The sequence below is a fragment of the Microbacterium sp. NPDC087591 genome (assembly GCF_044743625.1).
Lineage (GTDB): Bacteria > Actinomycetota > Actinomycetes > Actinomycetales > Microbacteriaceae > Microbacterium.
In genome coordinates this window covers 733876-753611 of sequence record NZ_JBIUWU010000001.1, presented here as the reverse complement: position 1 = coordinate 753611, position 19736 = coordinate 733876, and the positions used below count along the sequence as shown (strand labels likewise).

Genomic DNA, 19736 nt, shown 5'->3' with positions numbered 1-19736 from the left:
CGCGAGTGCGACCCGCTCGCGGCGGGTCGTGAGCCTGCGGCGACCGCTCTAGGCTGGACGGATGCCGCCGTTCGATCAGTCCATCTATCAGGTTCGCCTCGACTGGGGGCTCGCGGGCCTCGAGCGGCTCGCGGACGCGGATGTGGTCGTGATCGTCGATGTGCTGCACTTCTCCTCGCGCCTTGCGGATGCCGTGCTCGACGGCGCCGAGGTCGACCTCGCCGAGGCGGCGAGCTGGTCGGTCGATGCCGTCGCCCCGGCCCTCGCGGTGACGGCTGCCGCGGGGGGAGCGACGGTGCTGGTCGGCGGCATCCGCAACGCCTCCGCCGTCGCACGCGCCGTGCAGGTCGTGCAGGAGCAGCGTCAGGCACGCACCTCTGTCGTCGTGATCGCGGCGGGTGAGCGCGACGGCTCGAACGACCTGCGCTTCGCCGTCGAGGATCACCTCGGCGCCGGGGCGATCATCGCCGCGCTGACCGATCGCGGCATCGACCACACCGCCCCGGATGCCGCCGTCGCGGCCGAAGGCTTCCGTGCTCTGCGACGGGCGCTCGGGCACCTCATCTCGGCGAGCGGCTCGGCGCGTGATGGGGCGGATGCCGAGATGGTCGCCGCGGCCGCGCGCCTGGACGCCGTCTCGACGGTCCCCGTGCTCCGGGACCGGGTCTTCGTCGCCTTCCCCTGACGACGTCTCTGCGATCCCCACGCCGCGGCGGCGATGATCGGGTGATGCTGCGACGCCACGCCCGCGCGCAACCTCCGGGCCGCGGGGCGCACGCGTAGGGTCGTGGCATGAGGTACCTTCCCGCCGTCATCGTCGATGCCCTGCTGGTGCTCGTCTTCGCGGCGATCGGCCGCGCATCGCACGATGAGAGCCCTGCCGGATTCCTGCTCACCGCCTGGCCGTTCCTGGTGGCGCTGCTGCTCGGGCATCTGCTGGCTGCGTTGCTGCCCGCACGTCCGCGTCGCCCGTGGTCGCTCCTGTGGGGGCTCGTCGTCTGGGTCGTGACCGTCGGCGGCGGGATGCTGTTGCGGGTGCTCAGCGGCGACACGGCTCAGGTGCCGTTCATCATCGTCGCCACCCTGACCCTCGGGGTCTTCCTGGTGGGGTGGCGCGGCATCACCGCCTTCGTGCGCCGGAGCCGTTCGCGTGCCGCGTCGACGCACGACGTGATCGCGGATGACGCGTCGACGGACGTCGCGCCCGGTGACGTTGCGCCCGATGAGACCGCGCCCGATGAGACCGCGCCCGATGACGTCGCGCCCACGCGGAGAGACGACGACCCCGTCGCCTGATCTCACGTCGTCGCAGTGCCCTGCTCGCTGCGGCTCAGCGCGGCATCTGTGCGGCGAGGCGCACATCCGACGTGATCTCGCGACGGGTCCAGTCGAACAGGTGCCGCGCATCGTACGTGCGGGAGCAGCGCGCGCAGGACGTGGGCCTGGTCGGACGTCGGTGCCGATAGGTCACATGGCCGGCGGGGCACCGGCCGACCCAGGGAGCCAGCTCGACCGCGGTCTCGCCGCGGTGCGTCGTGCCCCCGACGTAACCCAGGTCGCGCGCGACCCGTTTCCACGTGGAGCCGTGCGCGGCAGCGTGCCCGGCGAGAGCATGCGCGACCTCGTGGAGGAGCACCTGATGGATCTCGTCATCGTCGAAACGGGCGGCGAGGTATCGCGACACCGAGATGCGCTTCTTCGTGTAGTCGCACTGCCCGGCACGCCGCTTGGCATTGTCGAAGCCGAAGGACCAGGTGTCGTCGAGATGCATCCTGATGAGCGCCTCGCCCCAGATGCGCACACGGTCAAGATCCGCCATGGGCCCAGGGTAAGCCATGCCACCGACAGTGGGTGGCACCAGTCGGTGCGGAGTCTCAGCCGGCGACGAGCTGCGACGTGCGGCGGCGCTCGGTGGCGTCGATCGCGAGCAGCACGGTCTCGAGGTCGCTATCGGCCGCGCCGGCCTCTCGCCGCAGGAACAGCGAGCGCTTGAAGCTCTCACGCGCGGTGTCGTAGTCCTCGGCGTCGAAGGCGTTCTTGCCGTGGTGCTGATGCGCGAACGCGGCGATGGAGATCCATCCCTGGCCCTCCGCCTCCTCGGCGCACATCGCCAGCTCCTGGTCCGCGGCGGCATGCTGGCCGCGATACTGCTGGATCGTCGCGTGCAGCACTCGCGCCCGCAGCAGGTCCTTGCGCGTGCCCGCCATACGGGCCTGCCGCACGGCCTCGTCGGCGAGAGTCAGAGCCTCGTCGAGCCGACCGAGGACCTTGAGCAGCCAGACGCGCTCCAGCAGCGCGGGAAGACTGCGCTGCCCCTCGATCTCCTCGAGTCGCATCGCACATTCACTGAGGTCGACCAGCTCACGGAGGTTCTCCTGGTCGTATCCCCGGATGAAACTCATTGCTCTCCTTCCGCAGCGCCCTTCCTCCAGTGTGCCTGGCCCGTGCGCGCTCGCCCAGACGGCGCGCCCGTGACCGGGCATCCCGGCTTCGAGGTCAGCGCAGGAAGAGCGAGGCGTCGGGTCGGGGTGACGCCACGGCGTCCGCGTCGGTGACGATCCGCGCCCCCTGCACGAAGGTCGCAAGCTCCGCACCCTGCGCGATCTTGGCGGGGTGCGGGCCGGCGGCGAGCAGGCGCGGGAGCCACTCCGTCGGCAGCGGTGCAGCGGAGGCGGCGATCACGAGGTTGCCGAACCGGCGTCCCTTGAGCACCTGGGTGTCGGCGAGGACACCGATCTCCGGCAGCACTTCCGCGATCGTCGCGACCTGTCGGCGGGCGAAGGCGAGACCAGGTCCGTCGGCGACGTTCACCAGCAGCACGCCGCGCGGACCGAGCAGCTCCGACAGCTCGCGGTAGAACTCCACGCTGGTCAGATGCGCGGGGGTCTGGGCACCGGAGTAGACATCGGACACGACCAGATCGCACTTTCCGGCGAGAGCCGGGGGCAGCCGCTTGACCCCCTCGCGGGCATCGCCGATGCGGATGCGGATCGCCGCGCCCTTCGGCAGCGGAAGGTGCTCGCGCACGAGCTGTGCCAGCGGCGCCTCGAGCTCGATCACCTTTTGACGGGAGCCGGGTCGCGTGGCGTCGATGTAACGCGGGATGGTCAACGCGCCCGCACCCAGGTGCACGGCCGTGAGCGCCTCTCCCGGGGAGGTGAGCTGGTCGATCACGGCTCCCATGCGCACGATGTACTCGAAATGCAGGTGGGTGGGGTCGTCGAGGTCGACGTGCGACTGCGGGGTGTCGTCGACGATCAGCTCGAAGCCGCCGGCGAACTCCGACGGCATGATCCGGGCCAGGCCGCCATGATCGAGCCGGGCTTCGGGATGCTCGGTGTCTCGTGATCGCGTCCGGCCCATGGCACGAGCCTACGCCGTGGCATCCCTCCCGAATCGACTACCGCTGGTTGCCGACCGCGCAGGTCTCCTGCTCGAGCGTCTGCCCCGAGATGTCGGGAGGCAACGTGGTCCTGACATCGGGTACCTCGGTGGAGGTCGGATCGGGGGTCTCCGTCGTCTCCTCGGGAGCCGGCGTCGTGAGCTCGACGCCGCCATGCGTCGCGACGTCACCGGTGAGTTCCAGCGGCTGTCCGGACTTGACCGCGGTCCACAGGGCCTCGGCCGCATCCCAGTTCGGCACGACCTTGTTCGAGTCATCCGGGTCGGTGAGGTTCGGGTACTGGACGAACACGAAGTCGCTGAAGCGCACGTCTTTGAGGGCCAGTGCGATCTGCGCGAGGCGCAGCGGATCCTTCAACTCCTCGCTCGGCACGATGTTGTCGGCGACAGCACCGGCCAGACGCAGCACCGTGGGGATGTCGGTCAGCGTCTCCGAGCTGAGCACCTTCTTCGCGAGCCGCGACATGTACTGCTGCTGGTTCGAGATACGGGCCAGGTCGCTCTCATCGCCGACGCCGTGGCGGGTGCGGATGAACTGCAGGGCCTCGTATCCCGAGATGGTCTTCAGCCCGGCGGGCCAGTCGATGTTCGTGTACGGATCGCGGATGCCGTCGCCGGCGATGCAGACCTCCACACCGCCGATCGCATCGGTGATGGCCATCACGCCATCGAAGCTCATCTTCGCGGCGAACTCGATGGGCATGTCGGCGAGGGTGCTCACGGTCTTGACCACGCACGAGAGGCCGGCGTGCTGGAAGAGGGAGTTGATCGACTGCTTCTGCATCGGCGACGCGACAGAGCCGTCTGCGCGGGTGCACTCCGGCACGGGGATCATCAGGTCGCGGGGAAGCGAGACGACCGTGACATTGCGCGGCTCGGCGGAGACGTGCACGAGCAGGTTCACGTCGTTGAGGATGCCGCCGTCGGCCTCGGTGCAGCGCTCCTTGAGGAGCGCGGTCGTCTGTTCGCTGCACTCGTCTGTTCCGATGACGAGGATGCTGAACGCCTTGTCCCCCGGGTAGGCGCCGATGGTCGGCGGATCGACTTCGGGAGCCACTTCGAGTGTGACCGCATCTTGCCCTGCGCGGTTGAGCAGGTCTACCACGATGAACGATCCGACCGCGATCGCGGAGACGAGCACGACTCCCAGTGCGATGCCGAGGAAGCGCAGGAGCGTCGAGAAAGCGCTGCGGGTGGGGAGTGGCGCGTGTCGGGCGACCGGAGTGCGATCACCGCGCGCGTTACTGCGAGCCATGACGCGAGCCTACCTTTGGAAGAAATTGTTACGGGGGGATGACAATCTCGGAAATAACTTGCAGATAATTAGTTAGTCGTAAATACTTTTCCTACGGGCGAGCACTCGATTGCCGCCGAGTCATTTCAAAGAGGAGATCTTTCTGATGCACAAGCGCATTCTTCCGGTCGTGGCGCTGGGCGCCGCGGCCACGCTCGGTCTCGCGGCCTGCGCAGGCGGCAGCACGGGTGGCAGCACCGACGGAGAGGGCCAGGAGCTCACCGTCTGGATCATGAAGGGCACCAACCCCGACTCGTCGGCGTTCTACGATGCCGTCTCGACCGCCTTCGAAGAGAAGACCGGCGCCACGGTCAATATCGAAGAGGTCCAGTGGGCCGATGCGCACGACCGCTTCGTGACCTCGATCGCGGGTGGCACGACCCCCGATGTCGCCGAGACCGGCACCACCTGGACCGCTGAGTTCGCCGACGCCGGCGCGCTGCTCGAGCTCGACGACTACGTCGATGCCGAGAAGGGCCTCCGCGACGACCTGGTCGAGGGACTCGCCGTCGCCGGCACCTACGACGAGAAGCTCTACGGCATGCCCTGGTATGCGGGCGTCCGTTCGCTGGTCTACCGCACCGACGTGTTCGAGGAGCTCGGACTCGACGCCCCGAAGAACTGGGACGACATCGTCGCAGCCGGCGAGGCGATCAAGGCCGCGCACCCCGACATGCTCCCCTTCCCGGTGCCCGGTGACGCCGAGTTCCAGGTCTACCCCTGGGTCTGGGGCGCCGGCGGAGAGATCGCCACGCTCGATGGCAAGACCTGGACGAGCGAGCTCGACAGCGCCGAGTCGCAGGCGGGCATCGAGTTCTACACCGACCTGGCGACGAAGCACGGCTTCTCCTCGGCCGGCGCCACCACGTGGAAGGAGACCGATCTGCGTGACGCGTTCACCCAGGGCAACGTCGCGATGATGCTGTCCGGCTCCTGGACGCCGAAGGCGCTCATCGAGGCGAACCCCGAGCTCGAGGGCAAGATCGGTGCGGCCGTGATCCCCGGACAGGATGGCGGCATCGCCCCGTCCGTGCTCGGCGGATCCCACCTCTCGGTCTTCAACACCACCAAGAACGCCGACCTCGCGTGGCAGTTCGTCCAGCTGATGACCACCGGCGAGTTCGCCGAGCAGTGGGCAGACGAGACCGGCTACTTCCCGGGCGTCCAGTCCGCGATGGAGGAGGCCCTGGCCTCGACCGACCCGCTCGTCGCACCGTTCGCCGACCAGATGGTCAACGGCGGCGCATCCGTGCCGGTCACCCCGAACTTCGGCGCCGTGCAGGCGAAGAAGACGACCAACTCCATGATCCAGGCCATCCTCGGTGGTCAGAAGGACGTCGAGACCGCGACGAAGGATGCCGCGGCTGAGATGACCGACCTCCTCAACAAGTAAGGCACATTCCCTTCATGTCGATGGTGCAAGCGCCACTGCCGGCCACGGAGTCGGGGACCACCCCCGCCTCCGTGGCCGGCGGCCGATCGCGGCGAGGGTTCTCCCTCCTCACGGCCCGCCCCTGGCTCCTCCTCGCCCCCGGACTGATCATCCTCGCGGTGCTCATGCTCTGGCCGCTCGTCCAGGTGTTCATCTTCTCGCTGCAGGACTACGGCCTGCGTGAGATCAACACCGGCGAGAACAACTGGATCGGTCTCCAGAACTACGCAGAGGCGCTCACCAACCCGACGCTGTGGACCGTGGTCCTGCCGAACACGGTCGGCTTCGCGGTCGTCGCCGTGTTCGCGACCGTGGCCGTCGGCACGCTCGTCGCCCTGCTGCTCGCCCGTCTGGGCAGCGTCTGGCGCGTCATCGTGTCGAGCTGCATCATGGTCGCCTGGGCGATGCCCGCGGTGACCGGCACCTACGTCTGGACCTTCATCTTCGATGCCGACCGCGGCATCTTCAACGCGGTGCTCAAGGACCTCGGCCTGATGGACGGGTCGGTCAACTGGTTCACGAACCAGTGGTCCTTCTACGCCATCGTGCTTCTGAACGTCGTGCACCACGGCTTCCCGTTCGTCGCCATCACGGTGCTCGCCGGCCTGCTGGGCGTCTCGAAGGAGATGCTCGAGGCCGCGGCGCTCGACGGCGCGGGCGCGTGGACCCGCTTCTGGAAGATCATCTTCCCGACCCTGAAGCCCGTCTTCTCGGTGGTGATCATCCTGTCGACGATCTGGGACTTCAAGGTCTTCGCCCAGGTGTACCTGATGCCGGGAGGCAACGGCGGCAACCGCTCGGTGCTCAACCTCGGTGTCTGGTCCTATGTGGAGTCGTTCGGTCAGAACCGCTACGGCTTCGGTGCGGCGCTCGCCGTGCTGCTGACCCTCGTGCTGATCGGCATCACGATCGTGTACATCCGATCGCTCATGAAGGAGGACGAGCTGTGAACCCGCGCCCGTCGCTCGCCTCGCGGATCGGTGTCGGCATCGCCGTCGCCGCCGTCCTGATCTTCACCCTGTTCCCGGTGTACTGGATGATCTCCAGTGCCTTCGACGCGAAGGCCTCCAGCGGTGGGCAGTCCCTGCTGCCGCAGGAGTTCACGTTCGACAACTTCGCGTTCGTGCTCACCGACGGCGGGTTCGGCACCTACCTGCGCAACTCGGCGATCGTGGCGCTCGTCACGGTCCTCGTCAGCGCGGTCGTGTGCCTGCTCGCCGCCGTCGCGGTGGCCCGCTTCCGGTTCAAGTTCCGCACCACGGTGCTCATGATGATCCTCGTGGTGCAGATGGTGCCGCTCGAGGCGCTCGTGATCCCGCTGTTCCTGCAGGTCAAGACCCTCGGGCTCCTCAACAGCATCATCGGCCTGATGGTCGTCTACGTCGCCCTGTCGCTCGCGTTCGGGATCTGGATGCTGCGCGGCTTCGTCGCGGCCGTGCCGGTCGAGCTCGAGGAGGCCGCGTACATCGACGGTGCCAGCTGGTGGCGGATGTTCCGCTCGATCCTGCTGCCTCTGGTCATGCCCGGTCTGGTCGCGACCAGCATCTTCAGCTTCATCACGGCGTGGAACGAGTTCATCTTCGCCATGACGATCCTGGGCGCACAGACCGATCAGTACACTGTCTCGATCGGCCTGAAGTCGTTCTTCGGTCTGCACTCGAACGACTGGGGAAGCATCATGGCGGCGTCGACCATCATCACGATCCCCGTGATGATCTTCTTCGTGATCGTGCAGCGGCGTCTGTCCGCCGGCATGGTGGCGGGGGCGGTCAAGGGATGAGCGCGGATCTGACGCGGCTCGCGAACAGCGTGCTCTGGCCGGGCTTCTTCGGTACCGAGGCTCCGGCCTGGCTGCTCGACGAACTGCGCGGCGGTCTCGCCGGTGTCGTGTACTTCGGGCAGAACATCAGTGCGGGGCTGCCGGCGCTGAGCGCCTCGATCCTGGCGGCGAACCCGGATGCGCTGATCGGCGTCGACGAGGAGGGCGGGAGCGTGACCCGTCTGGAGTCGGCCGAGGGGTCTACGATCCCCGGCGCCGCTCAGCTCGGGCTGCTCGACGACCTGGTCGCCACCGAGCGGACGGGTGCCGAGCTCGCCCGACGCGTCGCGGCCGTCGGGGCGAACGTCGTCCTCGGCCCGGTCGCCGACGTGAACACCGATCCGCGCAACCCGGTCATCGGCGTGCGCTCGTTCGGCTCCGACGAGGACCTGGTGTCCCGCCATGCGGTCGCCGCGATCGACGGCATCCAGGACGGGGGCGTCGCGGCGTGCGTCAAGCACTTCCCCGGTCACGGCGACACACACCTCGACTCGCACCACGCCCTGCCCGAGATATCGCTCGACATCGAGGAGTTCGAGCGCGTGCACCTCGAGCCGTTCCGCGCCGCTGTCGAGGCCGGAGTCGACTCGATCATGACCGCGCACATCGTGGTCCCCGCGTGGGGCGAGGCCCCGGCGACGCTGAACCCGCGTATCCTCGGCATCCTCCGCGGCTGGGGTTTCGACGGCGTCATCATCACGGACGCGCTCGACATGGCCGCGATCCGCGAGACCGTCGGCATCGGCGGAGGAGCCGCGCTGGCGCTGGCCGCCGGCGCCGACCTGCTCTGCATCGGGAACCCCACCAACCCCGGAGAAGCAGCGCTTCCCGACCAGGACCTGCGTGACTTCCTGGCCGCACGCGACGGCATCGTCGCGGCCCTCCAGGACGGATCGCTCTCTCGGGAGCGGGTCGAGGAGGCGTCGCGTCGCGTCGCGGCCCTGGCGGCCAAGCTCCGTGCCGCCACGGACACGGCGGTAGCCCCGGCCGACGATTTCGATGCGGCGGAGATCATCCGTCGGGTGATCACGGTCACGGGGGAGCAGCCGGCACCGGCTCGCGCCCTCGCGGTGGTCGACGCTCGCCGTCGCTCCACGCTCGCGGTGGACAGCGCGGCCGCGTACGTCGCCGGTTCCCTGGCGGGTGCGGACCGGCGGATCCGTCTCGACGTCGCGAGCACCGAGGTCGCGGAGCAGGATCGTGTGCTCGACGAGATGACGGCGGATGCCGGCACCACCGTGATCCTCATCGATCGGCCGGATGCCGACGCCGACCAGCGCGCGCTCGTGGAGCGTGCCGCCGTCCGCGACCCGCATGCCGTGGTCGTGAACGTCGGACTCCCCGCACGCACGCCCCTGCCGCTGCCGACCGTCGAGGTCGCCGCCGCGAGCCGGGTCGGAGCGCAGATCGCCCGCGAGCGCCTGCTCGGCAGGGCCGGCTGAGTCGGGCCGCACGGTGGACGCAGACGTTCTCGCTCTGGTGCGGCGCTCGGTCTCACGACTGAGCGCCGCCGAAGCGCGCGTGGCTGAGACGATCCTGGCCGATCCGACCCTCGTGATCGATCTCGCGATCACGGATCTGGCCAAGCTCTGCCAGACGTCGCTGTCCACCGTGGCCCGGTTCGCCCAGTCGCTGGGATTCAGCGGCTATCGAGAGCTGCGCGTCGCCGTCGCCCGCACTGTGACTCTCGAACAGGCGCAGCAGGCACGCTTCAGCCTCGACACGACCGCGATCGACCCGGGCGACGAACCGGCCGCGATCGCAGCGAAGCTCGCCGCCCAGGAGATCGACGCGATCGAGAAGACCGCGCTCGGCATCGACGCCGCAGGCCTCGACCGTGTCGCGCACGCGGTGGTCGCCGCCCGGCACATCGACCTCTTCGGCCAGGCCGCCTCGTCGCTGACGGCGCAGGACCTGCAGCTCAAGCTCTCGCGCATCGGCTGCTCGGTCTCGCACTCCGCCGACCCGCATCTCGCCGTCACCACGGCATCGCTGCGCACCGCGGAGGACGTGGCGATCGCGTTCTCGCACGGCGGTGAGACGCAAGAGACCGTGCGGGCGCTCGAGGTCGCCCGGGACGCCGGTGCGCTCGTGGTCGCCGTGACGAGTGCGGAGGAGTCCACGCTCGCGGCGGTCGCCGACGTGGTGCTGCTCACGCACGCGCATGAGTCGCCGTTCCGCATGGCCGCGATGTCGAGTCGCATCGCGCAGCTCGCCCTGGTCGACGTGCTGTTCGTGCGCGTGGTGCAGCTGCGCGGAGAGCCCGTCGTGATCCCGCTGCAGCGTACGCACGATGCCGCGGCGTCCCGGCAGCGGCCTCGGCCCAGCACCCAGGACTGACGCCCCCGCATCCGGACGGCTGCCTGAGGCGTCTGCTGCCGTCGATACCGGATTGCAACCTGGATGCGTTTGGCATCTGTGGATCCGCTGGGTAGCGTCGAGGCATCACCGTGTCCAGAGGCGACGAAGCCTCGGGAACGCGCAACGAAGCGCCCGACAGGGAAGGTACACACAATGCACCAATCAGTCATGCGACGGCGAGGACTCATCGCCATCACCGGAGCCACGCTCGCGGCTCTCGTCCTGGCAGGATGCGTCGCCAGCGACCGCGGAGACGAGGGTTCCGAGGGATCCGGGGATGTCGACGGCACCTTCGTGTTCGCCGCATCATCCGACCCCGCCAGCCTCGACCCCGCCTTCGCCCAGGACGGCGAGAGCTTCCGCGTCTCGCGTCAGATCTTCGAAGGACTCGTGGGCACGAAGCCCGGTACGGCAGACCCCGCACCGCTGCTCGCCGAGAGCTGGGAGTCGTCGGACGACGGCATGTCGCACACCTTCGCGCTGAAGGAGGGGGTGACGTTCCAGGACGGCACTCCGTTCAACGCCGAAGCGGTCTGCGTCAACTTCGACCGCTGGTACAACTGGACCGGTCTCGCGGCATCCGAGGCCTTCGGGTACTACTACAACAAGCTCTTCAAGGGCTACGCCTCCAATGCCGCCGACGCCGTCTACAAGTCCTGCACGCCCGACGGCGACTACTCGGTCACGATCGAACTGAACAAGCCGTTCGCCGGCTTCGTGGCGTCGCTCTCCCTGCCCTCCTTCTCGATGCAGAGCCCGTCGGCGATGCAGGAGTTCGGAGCGGATGACGTGAGCGGTTCCGCCGAGGCTCCGGTGCTCTCCGAGTACGCGACCGCGCACCCGGTCGGCACCGGCCCCTACCAGTTCGACGAGTGGGCTCCGGGTGAGCAGGTCACGCTGAAGTCCTACGCCGACTACTGGGGCGACAAGGGCCAGGTCGACAAGATCATCTTCCGCACGATCGACGACCCGACCGCCCGCCGCCAGGCGCTCGAATCGGGGTCGATCGACGGCTACGACCTGGTCGGTCCCGCCGACACCAAGGCGCTCGAGGGCGACGGCTTCACCATGGTGTCGCGCCCGCCGTTCACGATCCTGTACCTCGCCTTCAACCAGGCGGTGCCTGAACTTCAGGACCCGAAGGTCCGCGAGGCGCTGTCGTACGCGGTCGACAAGGACGCGCTGATCACCCAGGTGCTGCCGGAGGGCACGCAGAAGGCGATCGAGTTCGTTCCCGAGGTCGTCAACGGCTACAACCCCGACGTCACGACGTACGACTACGACCCCGAGAAGGCGAAGGAGCTGCTCGCCGAGGCCGGCTATGACGAGGCCAACCCGCTGAAGCTGACCTTCAACTACCCGGTCAACGTCTCGCGTCCGTACATGCCGGACCCCGAGCAGATCTTCACCGTGCTGTCGTCGCAGCTGTCCGAGGTCGGCGTCGAGACCACCCCGGTCTCGGAGGAGTGGGTCGAGTACCTCGACCGCACCACCGGGACCTCCGACCACGGCATCCACCTGCTGGGATGGACCGGCGACTACAACGACACCGACAACTTCGTCGGCGTCTTCTTCGGACAGAAGAGCTCCGAGTGGGGCTTCGACAACCCGGAGCTGTTCCAGAAGCTGACCGAGGCACGTGGCGTCTCGAACCTCGAGGAGCAGACCGCGCTGTACGAGGACATCAACGAGATGGTCGCCCAGTTCATCCCGGGCATCCCGCTCGCGCACCCGGCGCCGACGCTCGCGTTCGACCCGCGTGTCAAGAGCTACCCCGCCAGCCCGGTGAACGACGAGGTCTTCACGGACATCGTCCTCACCAAGTAGGTCTGACCGATTGACATGTCGGCCCCCGGTCCCGCGTTCTCGGCGGGACCGGGGGCACGGCGTACCTTCTGATCAACGGAGATCTTCTTGCTGCGCACCATCGGCAGGCGACTGCTATTCCTCATCCCCACCCTGTTCGGGCTCAGCATTCTGCTGTTCGCCTGGGTCAGGGCCCTCCCCGGTGGCCCCGCCGTCGCCCTTCTCGGTGAGAAGGCGACACCGGAGGCCGTCGCCAGAGTCAACGAGCTCTACGGCTTCAACAAGCCGCTCATCGAGCAGTACTTCATCTGGGTCGGACGTCTCCTGCAGGGTGACTTCGGCACCTCGATCCAGACCAACCGGCCCGTCGTCGAGGAGTTCATGCGACGGTTCCCCGCGACCCTCGAGCTGAGCGTGATGGCGCTGATCTTCGCGATCGGCGTCGGCATCCCGCTCGGCTACTGGGCCGCACGCCGTCACGGCAAGTTCAGCGACCACGCCTCCGTGGTGCTGAGCCTGGTCGGAATCACGATCCCGGTGTTCTTCCTGGCGTTCATCCTCAAGTACATCTTCGCGGTGCAACTGGGATGGCTGCCGTCGGACGGACGCCAGAATCCACGAATAGACGCCACGCATCCCACCGGGTTCTACGTGTGGGACGGCATCATCACCGGGGAGTTCGACGCGGCGTGGGATGCGATCCTGCATCTCGTGCTGCCCGCGCTGGCACTCGGCACCATCCCGCTCGCGATCATCGTCCGCATCACCAGGGCCAGTGTGCTCGAGGTGCAGAACGCGGACTACGTGCGCACGGGCCGCGCCAAGGGCGTCGGATCCTCGATGCTGCGCAACCGCTTCATCCTGCGCAACGCCATGCTCCCGGTGATCACCACGATCGGACTGCAGACCGGGCTCCTCATCTCGGGGGCGGTGCTCACCGAGACGGTGTTCGCCTTCCCGGGGATCGGCTCGTTCCTCGCGCGGGCGATCTTCACCCGCGACTTCCCGGTGCTGCAGGGCTTCATCATCTTCATCGCGATCGCCTACGCCCTGATCAACCTCGCCGTCGACGTGTCGTACAGCTTCATCGATCCGAGAGTGAGGGTCCAATGATGACTCGCGCCAGTGCTCCACAGGAGGTCGCGTCATGAGCGTCGCCCTTCCTCCCGCCCAGGGCGGCGGACTCATCGACACCGTCGCCATCGCCCAGGCCGATCTGAAGGACGGCCCCGGCGGCTTCTGGCGCGACGTGTTCCGCCGACTGCGTCGCAACCCGACCGCCTGGATCGGGGCGGGCATCGTGCTGCTGTTCGTGCTGGTCGCGGCGCTCGCACCCCTGATCGCGCCCTATCCGGAGACCGCGCTCCCCGGGGCGAAGTTCATCACCCCGACGCACATCCCCGGACCGGGTGAGCTGCCGGAGTTCCCGCTCGGACTCGACCGCTTCGGCGGCGATGTGCTGTCGAAGCTCATCTGGGGCGCGCAGGCATCGCTGCTCATCGGCGTGATCTCGACCGCCATGGGTCTGGTGGGCGGCATGATCCTCGGCCTCCTCGCCGGAACCTTCGGGGGATGGGTCGACACGCTCATCATGCGCATCGTCGACATCATCCTGTCGGTGCCGAACCTGCTCCTCGCGGTGTCGATCGCCGCGATCCTCGGGCAGACCCCGTACGCGGTGATGATCGCGATCGGGGCCTCGCAGGTGCCGATCTTCGCCCGCCTGCTGCGGGCATCGATGTTGCAGCAGCGCTCCAGCGACTACGTGCTGTCGGCCCAGACCCTCGGCCTCGGTCGCGGATCGATCACCATGTCGCACGTGCTCCCGAACGCCATCGGTCCCGTGATCGTGCAGGGAACCCTGACGCTCGCGACCGCGGTGATCGACGCGGCCGCGCTGTCGTTCCTCGGTCTCGGCGGAGGACGCCCGGAGACGGCGGAGTGGGGCCGCATGCTCACCTATGCGCAGGCGGAACTGGCGATCGCGCCGTGGTTGGCGTTCCTCCCCGGTATCTGCATCGCGGTCACCGCGCTCGGCTTCACGTTGTTCGGTGAAGCGCTGCGCGAGGCCATGGACCCGAGAACGAGGGCACGATGAACGCCAAGAACGAGAATCAGACGTCCGGCGCACCACTGCTGTCGGTGCAGGGACTCGCCGTCGACTTCGCCACCATGGACGGCGTCGTGCACGCGGTCGAGGGGGTGGACCTCGACATCACCGCGGGGGAGACCGTCGCGATCGTGGGTGAGTCCGGCTCCGGCAAGTCGACCACGGCGATGGCGATCATCGGCCTGCTGGCCGGCGGCGGCCGCATCGCCTCCGGCAGCATCCGACTCGACGGCCGCGAGATCACGCACGCCTCGGAGCACGAGCTGCGGTCGATCCGTGGGCGCGACATCGGGCTGGTGCCGCAGGACCCGATGTCGAACCTGAATCCGGTCGCGAAGATCGGCACCCAGGTCGCCGAGACCCTGCTCGCACACGGACTCGCCACGAGGCAGAACGTGCACGAGAAGGTCGTTCAGGCGCTCACCGCGGCGGGCCTGCCCGATCCGGAGCGGCGTGCGAAGCAGTATCCGCACGAGTTCTCCGGTGGCATGCGACAGCGGGCGCTGATCGCGATCGGCCTCGCCTGCAGTCCGCGGCTGCTGATTGCGGATGAGCCGACCAGTGCGCTCGACGTCACGGTGCAGCAGACGATCCTCGACCAGATCGGCGCGATGACACGGGAGCTCGGCACCGCGGTGCTGCTCATCACGCACGACCTCGGTCTCGCAGCCGAGCGCGCGGAGCGGGTCATCGTGATGCATCGAGGGAAGGTGGTCGAGCAGGGGTCTGCGCGTCAGATCCTCGAGTCGCCGCAGCATCCGTACACGCAGTCGCTCGTGAAGGCCGCGCCGTCGGTCGCCGCCGCGCGACTGCGACCGGAGGCCTTCCACGTCGAGGAGCGCGACGCGGAGTCGGAGCCGCAGGCAGCGGCCTCCGCCGACAACATCGTCGAGATCGAGAACCTGACCAAGGTGTACCCGGTGCGCGGTCGCGGCGACGACTTCGTCGCCGTGAAGGACGTGTCGTTGGCGATCCCGCGCGGCGAGACGGTCGCGATCGTGGGCGAGTCGGGGTCGGGCAAGACGACCACCGCGCGGATGCTGCTCAAGGTCGTCGAGCCGACCAGCGGTCTCATCCGCTTCGAGGGCAAGGACATCTCCTCGCTGGGCAAGGCCGAGACGCGGGACTTCCGGCAGCGCGTGCAGCCGATCTTCCAGGATCCGTACTCGAGCCTGAACCCGATGTTCACGATCGAGAGGCTGATCTCCGAACCGCTCGACTTCTATCGGCGGGGGAGCGGAGCCGAGCGGCGTGCGCGGGTGCGACAGCTGCTCGACGACGTGGCGCTGCCCCAGTCGATGCTGCGGCGCTATCCGTCGGAGCTCTCCGGCGGGCAGCGTCAGCGCGTCGCGATCGCCAGGGCGCTCGCGCTGTCGCCGGATCTCATCGTGTGCGACGAGCCCGTCTCGGCGCTCGACGTGCTGGTGCAGGACCAGATCCTGACGCTGCTCGGCGATCTGCAGCGCGAGTACGGGCTGAGCTACCTGTTCATCTCGCACGACCTCGCGGTGGTGCGGCTGATCAGCGACTACGTGTGCGTCATGAAGGACGGAGCGCTGGTGGAGGCGGCGTCGTCGGAGGAGATCTTCACCAATGCGCGCGACCCGTACACGCGGCGACTGCTCGCCTCGATCCCCGGCAACGAGCTGAACATCGCGTCCTGAGGCCCCGGTCGTCGAGACCCATCGCGCCCGGCGAGACCCACCCGTCCAGACGTCTGGACGGGTGGGTCTCGACGCGGACAGTGGGTCTCGGGGTGCCCGGCCGGCCAATACCGCAGCATCCGAGATTGGTCAAGGACTGCGCTTGCCATGTCGCCGAATCGTGCGTATAGTTGGTAGTTGCGCTCGCTTCTCCCTGCCCTCATATGGTGGTCGGCATCTGTTGAGTCTTTGAGCGCACACTCCACCTGACGACAAAGGAATCGAGAAGCCCTGCGGGGCTCACGGAGGTTATTCCCTTGGCTGCTGCTCGCAACGCATCCACATCCACCACCACCAAGAACGGACGCGGAGCTTCCCGTCTTTCGTTCGCCAAGATCTCCGACACGCTGACGGTCCCTGACCTTCTCGCCCTGCAGACCGAGTCCTTCGGTTGGCTCGTCGGCAACGACGACTGGAAGGCTCGCGTCGCCGAGGCCAAGAAGGCCGGGCGCACCGACGTCAACGAGATCAGCGGTCTCGGCGAGATCTTCGAGGAGATCTCTCCGATCGAGGACCTCGGCGAGACGATGCAGCTCTCGTTCACGAACCCCTACCTCGAGCCGGAGAAGTACTCGATCGAGGAGTGCAAGGAGCGTGGCAAGACCTACGCCGCTCCGCTGTACGTCGAGGCCGAGTTCATGAACCACCTCACGGGTGAGATCAAGACCCAGACGGTCTTCATGGGCGACTTCCCGCTTCAGACGGGCAAGGGCACGTTCATCATCAACGGCTCCGAGCGCGTCGTCGTGTCGCAGCTCGTGCGCTCGCCGGGTGTCTACTTCGACAAGACCCCCGACAAGACGTCCGACAAGGACATCGTGTCGGCACGTGTCATCCCGAGCCGCGGTGCCTGGCTCGAGTTCGAGATCGACAAGCGCGACCAGGTCGGCGTGCGCGTCGACCGCAAGCGCAAGCAGTCGGTCACCGTCTTCCTCAAGGCGCTGGGTATGACCAGCGAGGAGATCCTCGCCGAGTTCGCCGGCTACACCTCCATCGAGGAGACGCTCGCGAAGGACACCATCGTCACGAAGGAAGATGCGCTCCGCGACATCTACCGCAAGCTGCGTCCGGGCGAGCAGGTCGCCGCCGAGGCCGCCCGTGCGCTGCTGGACAACTTCTACTTCAACCCGAAGCGCTACGACCTCGCGAAGGTGGGTCGCTACAAGATCAACCAGAAGCTCGGTCTCGACCAGCCGCTGACCTCGTCGGTCCTGACCGTCGAGGACATCGTCGCGACGATCAAGTACCTCGTGCGTCTGCACGCCGGTACCGAGGAGACCTTCACGGGCATCCGCTCGGGCAAGAAGGCCGAGATCCGCCTCGCGACCGACGACATCGACAACTTCGGCAACCGTCGCATCCGCGCGGTGGGCGAGCTGATCCAGAACCAGGTCCGCACCGGTCTGTCCCGCATGGAGCGCGTCGTCCGCGAGCGCATGACCACGCAGGACATCGAGGCGATCACGCCGCAGACCCTGATCAACGTGCGCCCCGTCGTCGCCGCGATCAAGGAGTTCTTCGGAACGTCGCAGCTGTCGCAGTTCATGGACCAGAACAACCCTCTGGCGGGACTGACGAACAAGCGTCGTCTGTCCGCGCTCGGCCCCGGTGGTCTCTCGCGTGACCGCGCCGGCGTCGAGGTCCGTGACGTGCACCCGTCGCACTACGGCCGTATGTGCCCGATCGAGACCCCGGAAGGCCCGAACATCGGTCTGATCGGTGCGCTCGCGACGTTCGCACGCATCAACTCGTTCGGCTTCATCGAGACCCCGTACCGCAAGGTCGAGAACGGCGTCGTCACCGAGCACATCGACTACCTCACGGCGTCGGAAGAGGTCGACTTCAACATCGCGCAGGCGAACGCCCCGCTCGATGCCCAGGGTCGCTTCATCGAAAGCCACGTCCTGGCCCGCCCCAAGGGCGGCAGCGGCGAGGTCGACATGTTCCTCCCGGAGGACATCGGCTACATCGACGTCTCCCCGCGCCAGATGGTGTCGGTCGCGACCTCGCTCGTGCCGTTCCTCGAGCACGACGACGCGCAGCGCGCCCTCATGGGTGCCAACATGCAGCGTCAGGCTGTGCCGCTGCTGCGCAGCGACTCGCCGCTCGTCGGAACCGGTATGGAGGGCTACACGGCCATCGATGCCGGTGACGTGATCACCGCCGAGAAGGCCGGTGTCGTCACCGAGGTCTCCGCGGACCGCGTCGTCGTCATGCTCGACGAGGGTGGAACGCAGGAATACCACCTCCGCAAGTTCGACCGCTCCAACCAGGGCACGTCGTACAACCAGAAGGTCGTCGTCAACGCCGGTGAGCGCGTCGAGGTCGGAGAGGTCATCGCCGATGGCCCCGCCACCGAGAACGGCGAGCTGGCACTCGGGAAGAACCTCCTCGTCGCGTTCATGACGTGGGAGGGCTACAACTTCGAGGACGCGATCATCCTGAGCCAGGACCTGGTGAAGGACGACACCCTCTCCTCGATCCACATCGAGGAGTACGAGGTCGACGCCCGCGACACCAAGCTCGGCAAGGAGGAGATCACCCGTGACCTCCCCAACGTCAGCCCTGAGCTGCTGAAGGACCTAGACGAGCGCGGCATCATCCGCATCGGCGCCGAGGTCCGCCCCGGCGACATCCTCGTCGGCAAGGTCACGCCGAAGGGTGAGACCGAGCTGTCGGCCGAGGAGCGCCTGCTCCGCGCGATCTTCAACGAGAAGAGCCGTGAAGTCCGTGACACCTCGCTGAAGGTGCCCCACGGCGAGCAGGGCACGATCATCGCCGTCAAGGAGTTCAACGCCGAGGATGGCGACGACGAGCTCGGCTCCGGCGTCAACCGCCGCGTCGTGGTCTACATCGCCCAGAAGCGCAAGATCACCGAGGGTGACAAGCTCGCCGGCCGTCACGGCAACAAGGGTGTCATCGCGAAGATCCTCCCGATCGAGGACATGCCGTTCCTCGCGGACGGAACTCCGGTCGACATCGTGCTGAACCCGCTCGGCATCCCGGGTCGAATGAACTTCGGCCAGGTGCTGGAGACCCACCTCGGGTGGATCGCCAAGCAGGGCTGGAAGGTCGAGGGCAAGCCCGAGTGGGCCGCCCGTCTGCCGGAAGAGGCGTTCGAAGCCGCTCCCAACACGAAGGTCGCCACCCCGGTGTTCGACGGTGCGAGCGAGGAGGAGATCGCCGGTCTCCTCAACGTGACCACCCCGACCCGCGACGGCGTGCGCCTGATCGACTCCACCGGAAAGACGCAGCTGTTCGACGGCCGCTCCGGTGAGCCGTTCCCGGCTCCGATCTCCGTGGGCTACATGTACATCCTGAAGCTGCACCACCTGGTCGACGACAAGATCCACGCACGTTCCACGGGTCCGTACTCGATGATCACCCAGCAGCCGCTCGGTGGTAAGGCGCAGTTCGGTGGACAGCGCTTCGGTGAGATGGAGGTGTGGGCCCTCGAGGCCTACGGCGCCGCATACGCGCTCCAGGAGCTCCTCACGATCAAGTCCGACGACATCCTCGGCCGCGTCAAGGTGTACGAGGCGATCGTCAAGGGCGAGAACATCCAGGAGCCCGGCATCCCCGAGTCCTTCAAGGTGCTCATGAAGGAGATGCAGTCGCTCTGCCTGAACGTCGAGGTGCTCTCGGCCGACGGCACGCTGGTCAACCTCCGTGACACCGACGACGAGGCCTTCCGTGCAGCGGAAGAGCTCGGAATCAACATCTCCAGCCGCTTCGAGGCCGCCTCGATCGACGAGATCTAACCCTTCGACGGGCTCAGGGACCCAGTGGGTTGCTGAGCCTGTCGAAGC

Annotated in this window: 16 protein-coding genes; 12 read left to right on the top strand and 4 right to left on the bottom strand. The window is 67.6% G+C overall.

Annotation, left to right across the window (positions count from 1 at the left end; translation table 11 throughout):
• The first annotated feature begins 61 nt into the window (after positions 1 to 61).
• Positions 62 to 685, top strand: a complete 624-nt coding sequence (locus ACIOVG_RS03500) for a 2-phosphosulfolactate phosphatase (protein WP_400869079.1) — start codon at positions 62 to 64, stop codon at positions 683 to 685.
• Positions 686 to 792: 107 nt separating this feature from the next.
• The gene (locus ACIOVG_RS03495; RefSeq protein WP_400869077.1) at positions 793 to 1296 is read left to right on the top strand and encodes a DUF3054 domain-containing protein; all 504 of its coding nucleotides are present in this window, start codon (positions 793 to 795) and stop codon (positions 1294 to 1296) included.
• 34 nt (positions 1297 to 1330) lie between these two features.
• Here the strand turns inward: ACIOVG_RS03495 and ACIOVG_RS03490 are convergent, their stop codons facing one another.
• From ACIOVG_RS03490 to ACIOVG_RS03475, 4 genes are all read right to left on the bottom strand, one after another.
• Complete coding sequence (locus ACIOVG_RS03490) at positions 1331 to 1819, bottom strand: SprT-like domain-containing protein (protein WP_400869075.1); 489 nt, start codon at positions 1817 to 1819, stop codon at positions 1331 to 1333.
• A gap of 55 nt (positions 1820 to 1874) precedes the next feature.
• Positions 1875 to 2402 (bottom strand): hypothetical protein, encoded by a 528-nt coding sequence (locus ACIOVG_RS03485; RefSeq protein ID WP_400869073.1) that lies wholly within the window; start codon positions 2400 to 2402, stop codon positions 1875 to 1877.
• Positions 2403 to 2496: 94 nt separating this feature from the next.
• A complete protein-coding gene (locus ACIOVG_RS03480) occupies positions 2497 to 3363 on the bottom strand; it encodes a spermidine synthase (RefSeq protein WP_400869071.1) in 867 nt (288 codons plus the stop codon).
• A 37-nt stretch (positions 3364 to 3400) separates the two neighbouring features.
• Positions 3401 to 4657, bottom strand: a complete 1257-nt coding sequence (locus ACIOVG_RS03475) for an LCP family protein (RefSeq protein ID WP_400869069.1) — start codon at positions 4655 to 4657, stop codon at positions 3401 to 3403.
• A 145-nt stretch (positions 4658 to 4802) separates the two neighbouring features.
• Here ACIOVG_RS03475 and ACIOVG_RS03470 point away from each other — a divergent pair, with 145 nt between their 5' ends.
• The 10 genes from ACIOVG_RS03470 (at position 4803) to ACIOVG_RS03425 (ending at position 19688) form a co-directional block, all read left to right on the top strand.
• Positions 4803 to 6089, top strand: a complete 1287-nt coding sequence (locus ACIOVG_RS03470; protein WP_400869067.1) for a sugar ABC transporter substrate-binding protein — start codon at positions 4803 to 4805, stop codon at positions 6087 to 6089.
• A 14-nt stretch (positions 6090 to 6103) separates the two neighbouring features.
• The gene (locus ACIOVG_RS03465; protein WP_400869065.1) at positions 6104 to 7078 is read left to right on the top strand and encodes a carbohydrate ABC transporter permease; all 975 of its coding nucleotides are present in this window, start codon (positions 6104 to 6106) and stop codon (positions 7076 to 7078) included.
• The gene (locus tag ACIOVG_RS03460; protein ID WP_400869063.1) at positions 7075 to 7908 is read left to right on the top strand and encodes a carbohydrate ABC transporter permease; all 834 of its coding nucleotides are present in this window, start codon (positions 7075 to 7077) and stop codon (positions 7906 to 7908) included. The genes ACIOVG_RS03465 and ACIOVG_RS03460 overlap by 4 nt, the downstream gene beginning before the upstream one ends.
• Positions 7905 to 9389 carry a glycoside hydrolase family 3 protein gene (locus ACIOVG_RS03455; protein WP_400869061.1) on the top strand — a complete coding sequence of 495 codons (1485 nt, stop codon included), beginning with the start codon at positions 7905 to 7907 and terminating at the stop codon, positions 9387 to 9389. The genes ACIOVG_RS03460 and ACIOVG_RS03455 overlap by 4 nt, the downstream gene beginning before the upstream one ends.
• 13 nt (positions 9390 to 9402) lie before the next feature.
• Complete coding sequence (locus ACIOVG_RS03450; RefSeq protein ID WP_400869059.1) at positions 9403 to 10287, top strand: MurR/RpiR family transcriptional regulator; 885 nt, start codon at positions 9403 to 9405, stop codon at positions 10285 to 10287.
• Between the two features lie 174 nt (positions 10288 to 10461).
• Positions 10462 to 12135 (top strand): ABC transporter substrate-binding protein, encoded by a 1674-nt coding sequence (locus ACIOVG_RS03445; protein ID WP_400869057.1) that lies wholly within the window; start codon positions 10462 to 10464, stop codon positions 12133 to 12135.
• Between the two features lie 87 nt (positions 12136 to 12222).
• Positions 12223 to 13227: an ABC transporter permease gene (locus ACIOVG_RS03440; RefSeq protein WP_400869055.1), complete on the top strand. Its 1005-nt coding sequence runs from the start codon at positions 12223 to 12225 to the stop codon at positions 13225 to 13227.
• Positions 13228 to 13261: 34 nt separating this feature from the next.
• Positions 13262 to 14212, top strand: a complete 951-nt coding sequence (locus tag ACIOVG_RS03435) for an ABC transporter permease (protein ID WP_141873037.1) — start codon at positions 13262 to 13264, stop codon at positions 14210 to 14212.
• Positions 14209 to 15888, top strand: coding sequence for an ABC transporter ATP-binding protein (locus ACIOVG_RS03430; protein ID WP_400869052.1), 1680 nt, complete (start codon positions 14209 to 14211; stop codon positions 15886 to 15888). Before ACIOVG_RS03435 ends, ACIOVG_RS03430 begins: the two co-directional genes overlap by 4 nt.
• Before the next feature lie 296 nt (positions 15889 to 16184).
• The gene (locus tag ACIOVG_RS03425; protein WP_400869050.1) at positions 16185 to 19688 is read left to right on the top strand and encodes a DNA-directed RNA polymerase subunit beta; all 3504 of its coding nucleotides are present in this window, start codon (positions 16185 to 16187) and stop codon (positions 19686 to 19688) included.
• The last annotated feature ends 48 nt before the right edge of the window (positions 19689 to 19736 follow it).

Bases quoted from the DNA above. Each gene is read 5' to 3' on its own strand.
- ACIOVG_RS03500 (WP_400869079.1), top strand. From the start codon at position 62: ATGCCGCCGTTCGATCAGTCCATCTATCAGGTTCGCCTCGACTGGGGG.
- ACIOVG_RS03465 (WP_400869065.1), top strand. From the start codon at position 6,104: ATGTCGATGGTGCAAGCGCCACTGCCGGCCACGGAGTCGGGGACCACC.
- ACIOVG_RS03455 (WP_400869061.1), top strand. From the start codon at position 7,905: ATGAGCGCGGATCTGACGCGGCTCGCGAACAGCGTGCTCTGGCCGGGC.
- ACIOVG_RS03490 (WP_400869075.1), bottom strand. From the start codon at position 1,819: ATGGCGGATCTTGACCGTGTGCGCATCTGGGGCGAGGCGCTCATCAGG.
- ACIOVG_RS03445 (WP_400869057.1), top strand. From the start codon at position 10,462: ATGCACCAATCAGTCATGCGACGGCGAGGACTCATCGCCATCACCGGA.
- ACIOVG_RS03475 (WP_400869069.1), bottom strand. From the start codon at position 4,657: ATGGCTCGCAGTAACGCGCGCGGTGATCGCACTCCGGTCGCCCGACAC.
- ACIOVG_RS03495 (WP_400869077.1), top strand. From the start codon at position 793: ATGAGGTACCTTCCCGCCGTCATCGTCGATGCCCTGCTGGTGCTCGTC.
- ACIOVG_RS03435 (WP_141873037.1), top strand. From the start codon at position 13,262: ATGAGCGTCGCCCTTCCTCCCGCCCAGGGCGGCGGACTCATCGACACC.
- ACIOVG_RS03485 (WP_400869073.1), bottom strand. From the start codon at position 2,402: ATGAGTTTCATCCGGGGATACGACCAGGAGAACCTCCGTGAGCTGGTC.
- ACIOVG_RS03430 (WP_400869052.1), top strand. From the start codon at position 14,209: ATGAACGCCAAGAACGAGAATCAGACGTCCGGCGCACCACTGCTGTCG.
- ACIOVG_RS03470 (WP_400869067.1), top strand. From the start codon at position 4,803: ATGCACAAGCGCATTCTTCCGGTCGTGGCGCTGGGCGCCGCGGCCACG.
- ACIOVG_RS03480 (WP_400869071.1), bottom strand. From the start codon at position 3,363: ATGGGCCGGACGCGATCACGAGACACCGAGCATCCCGAAGCCCGGCTC.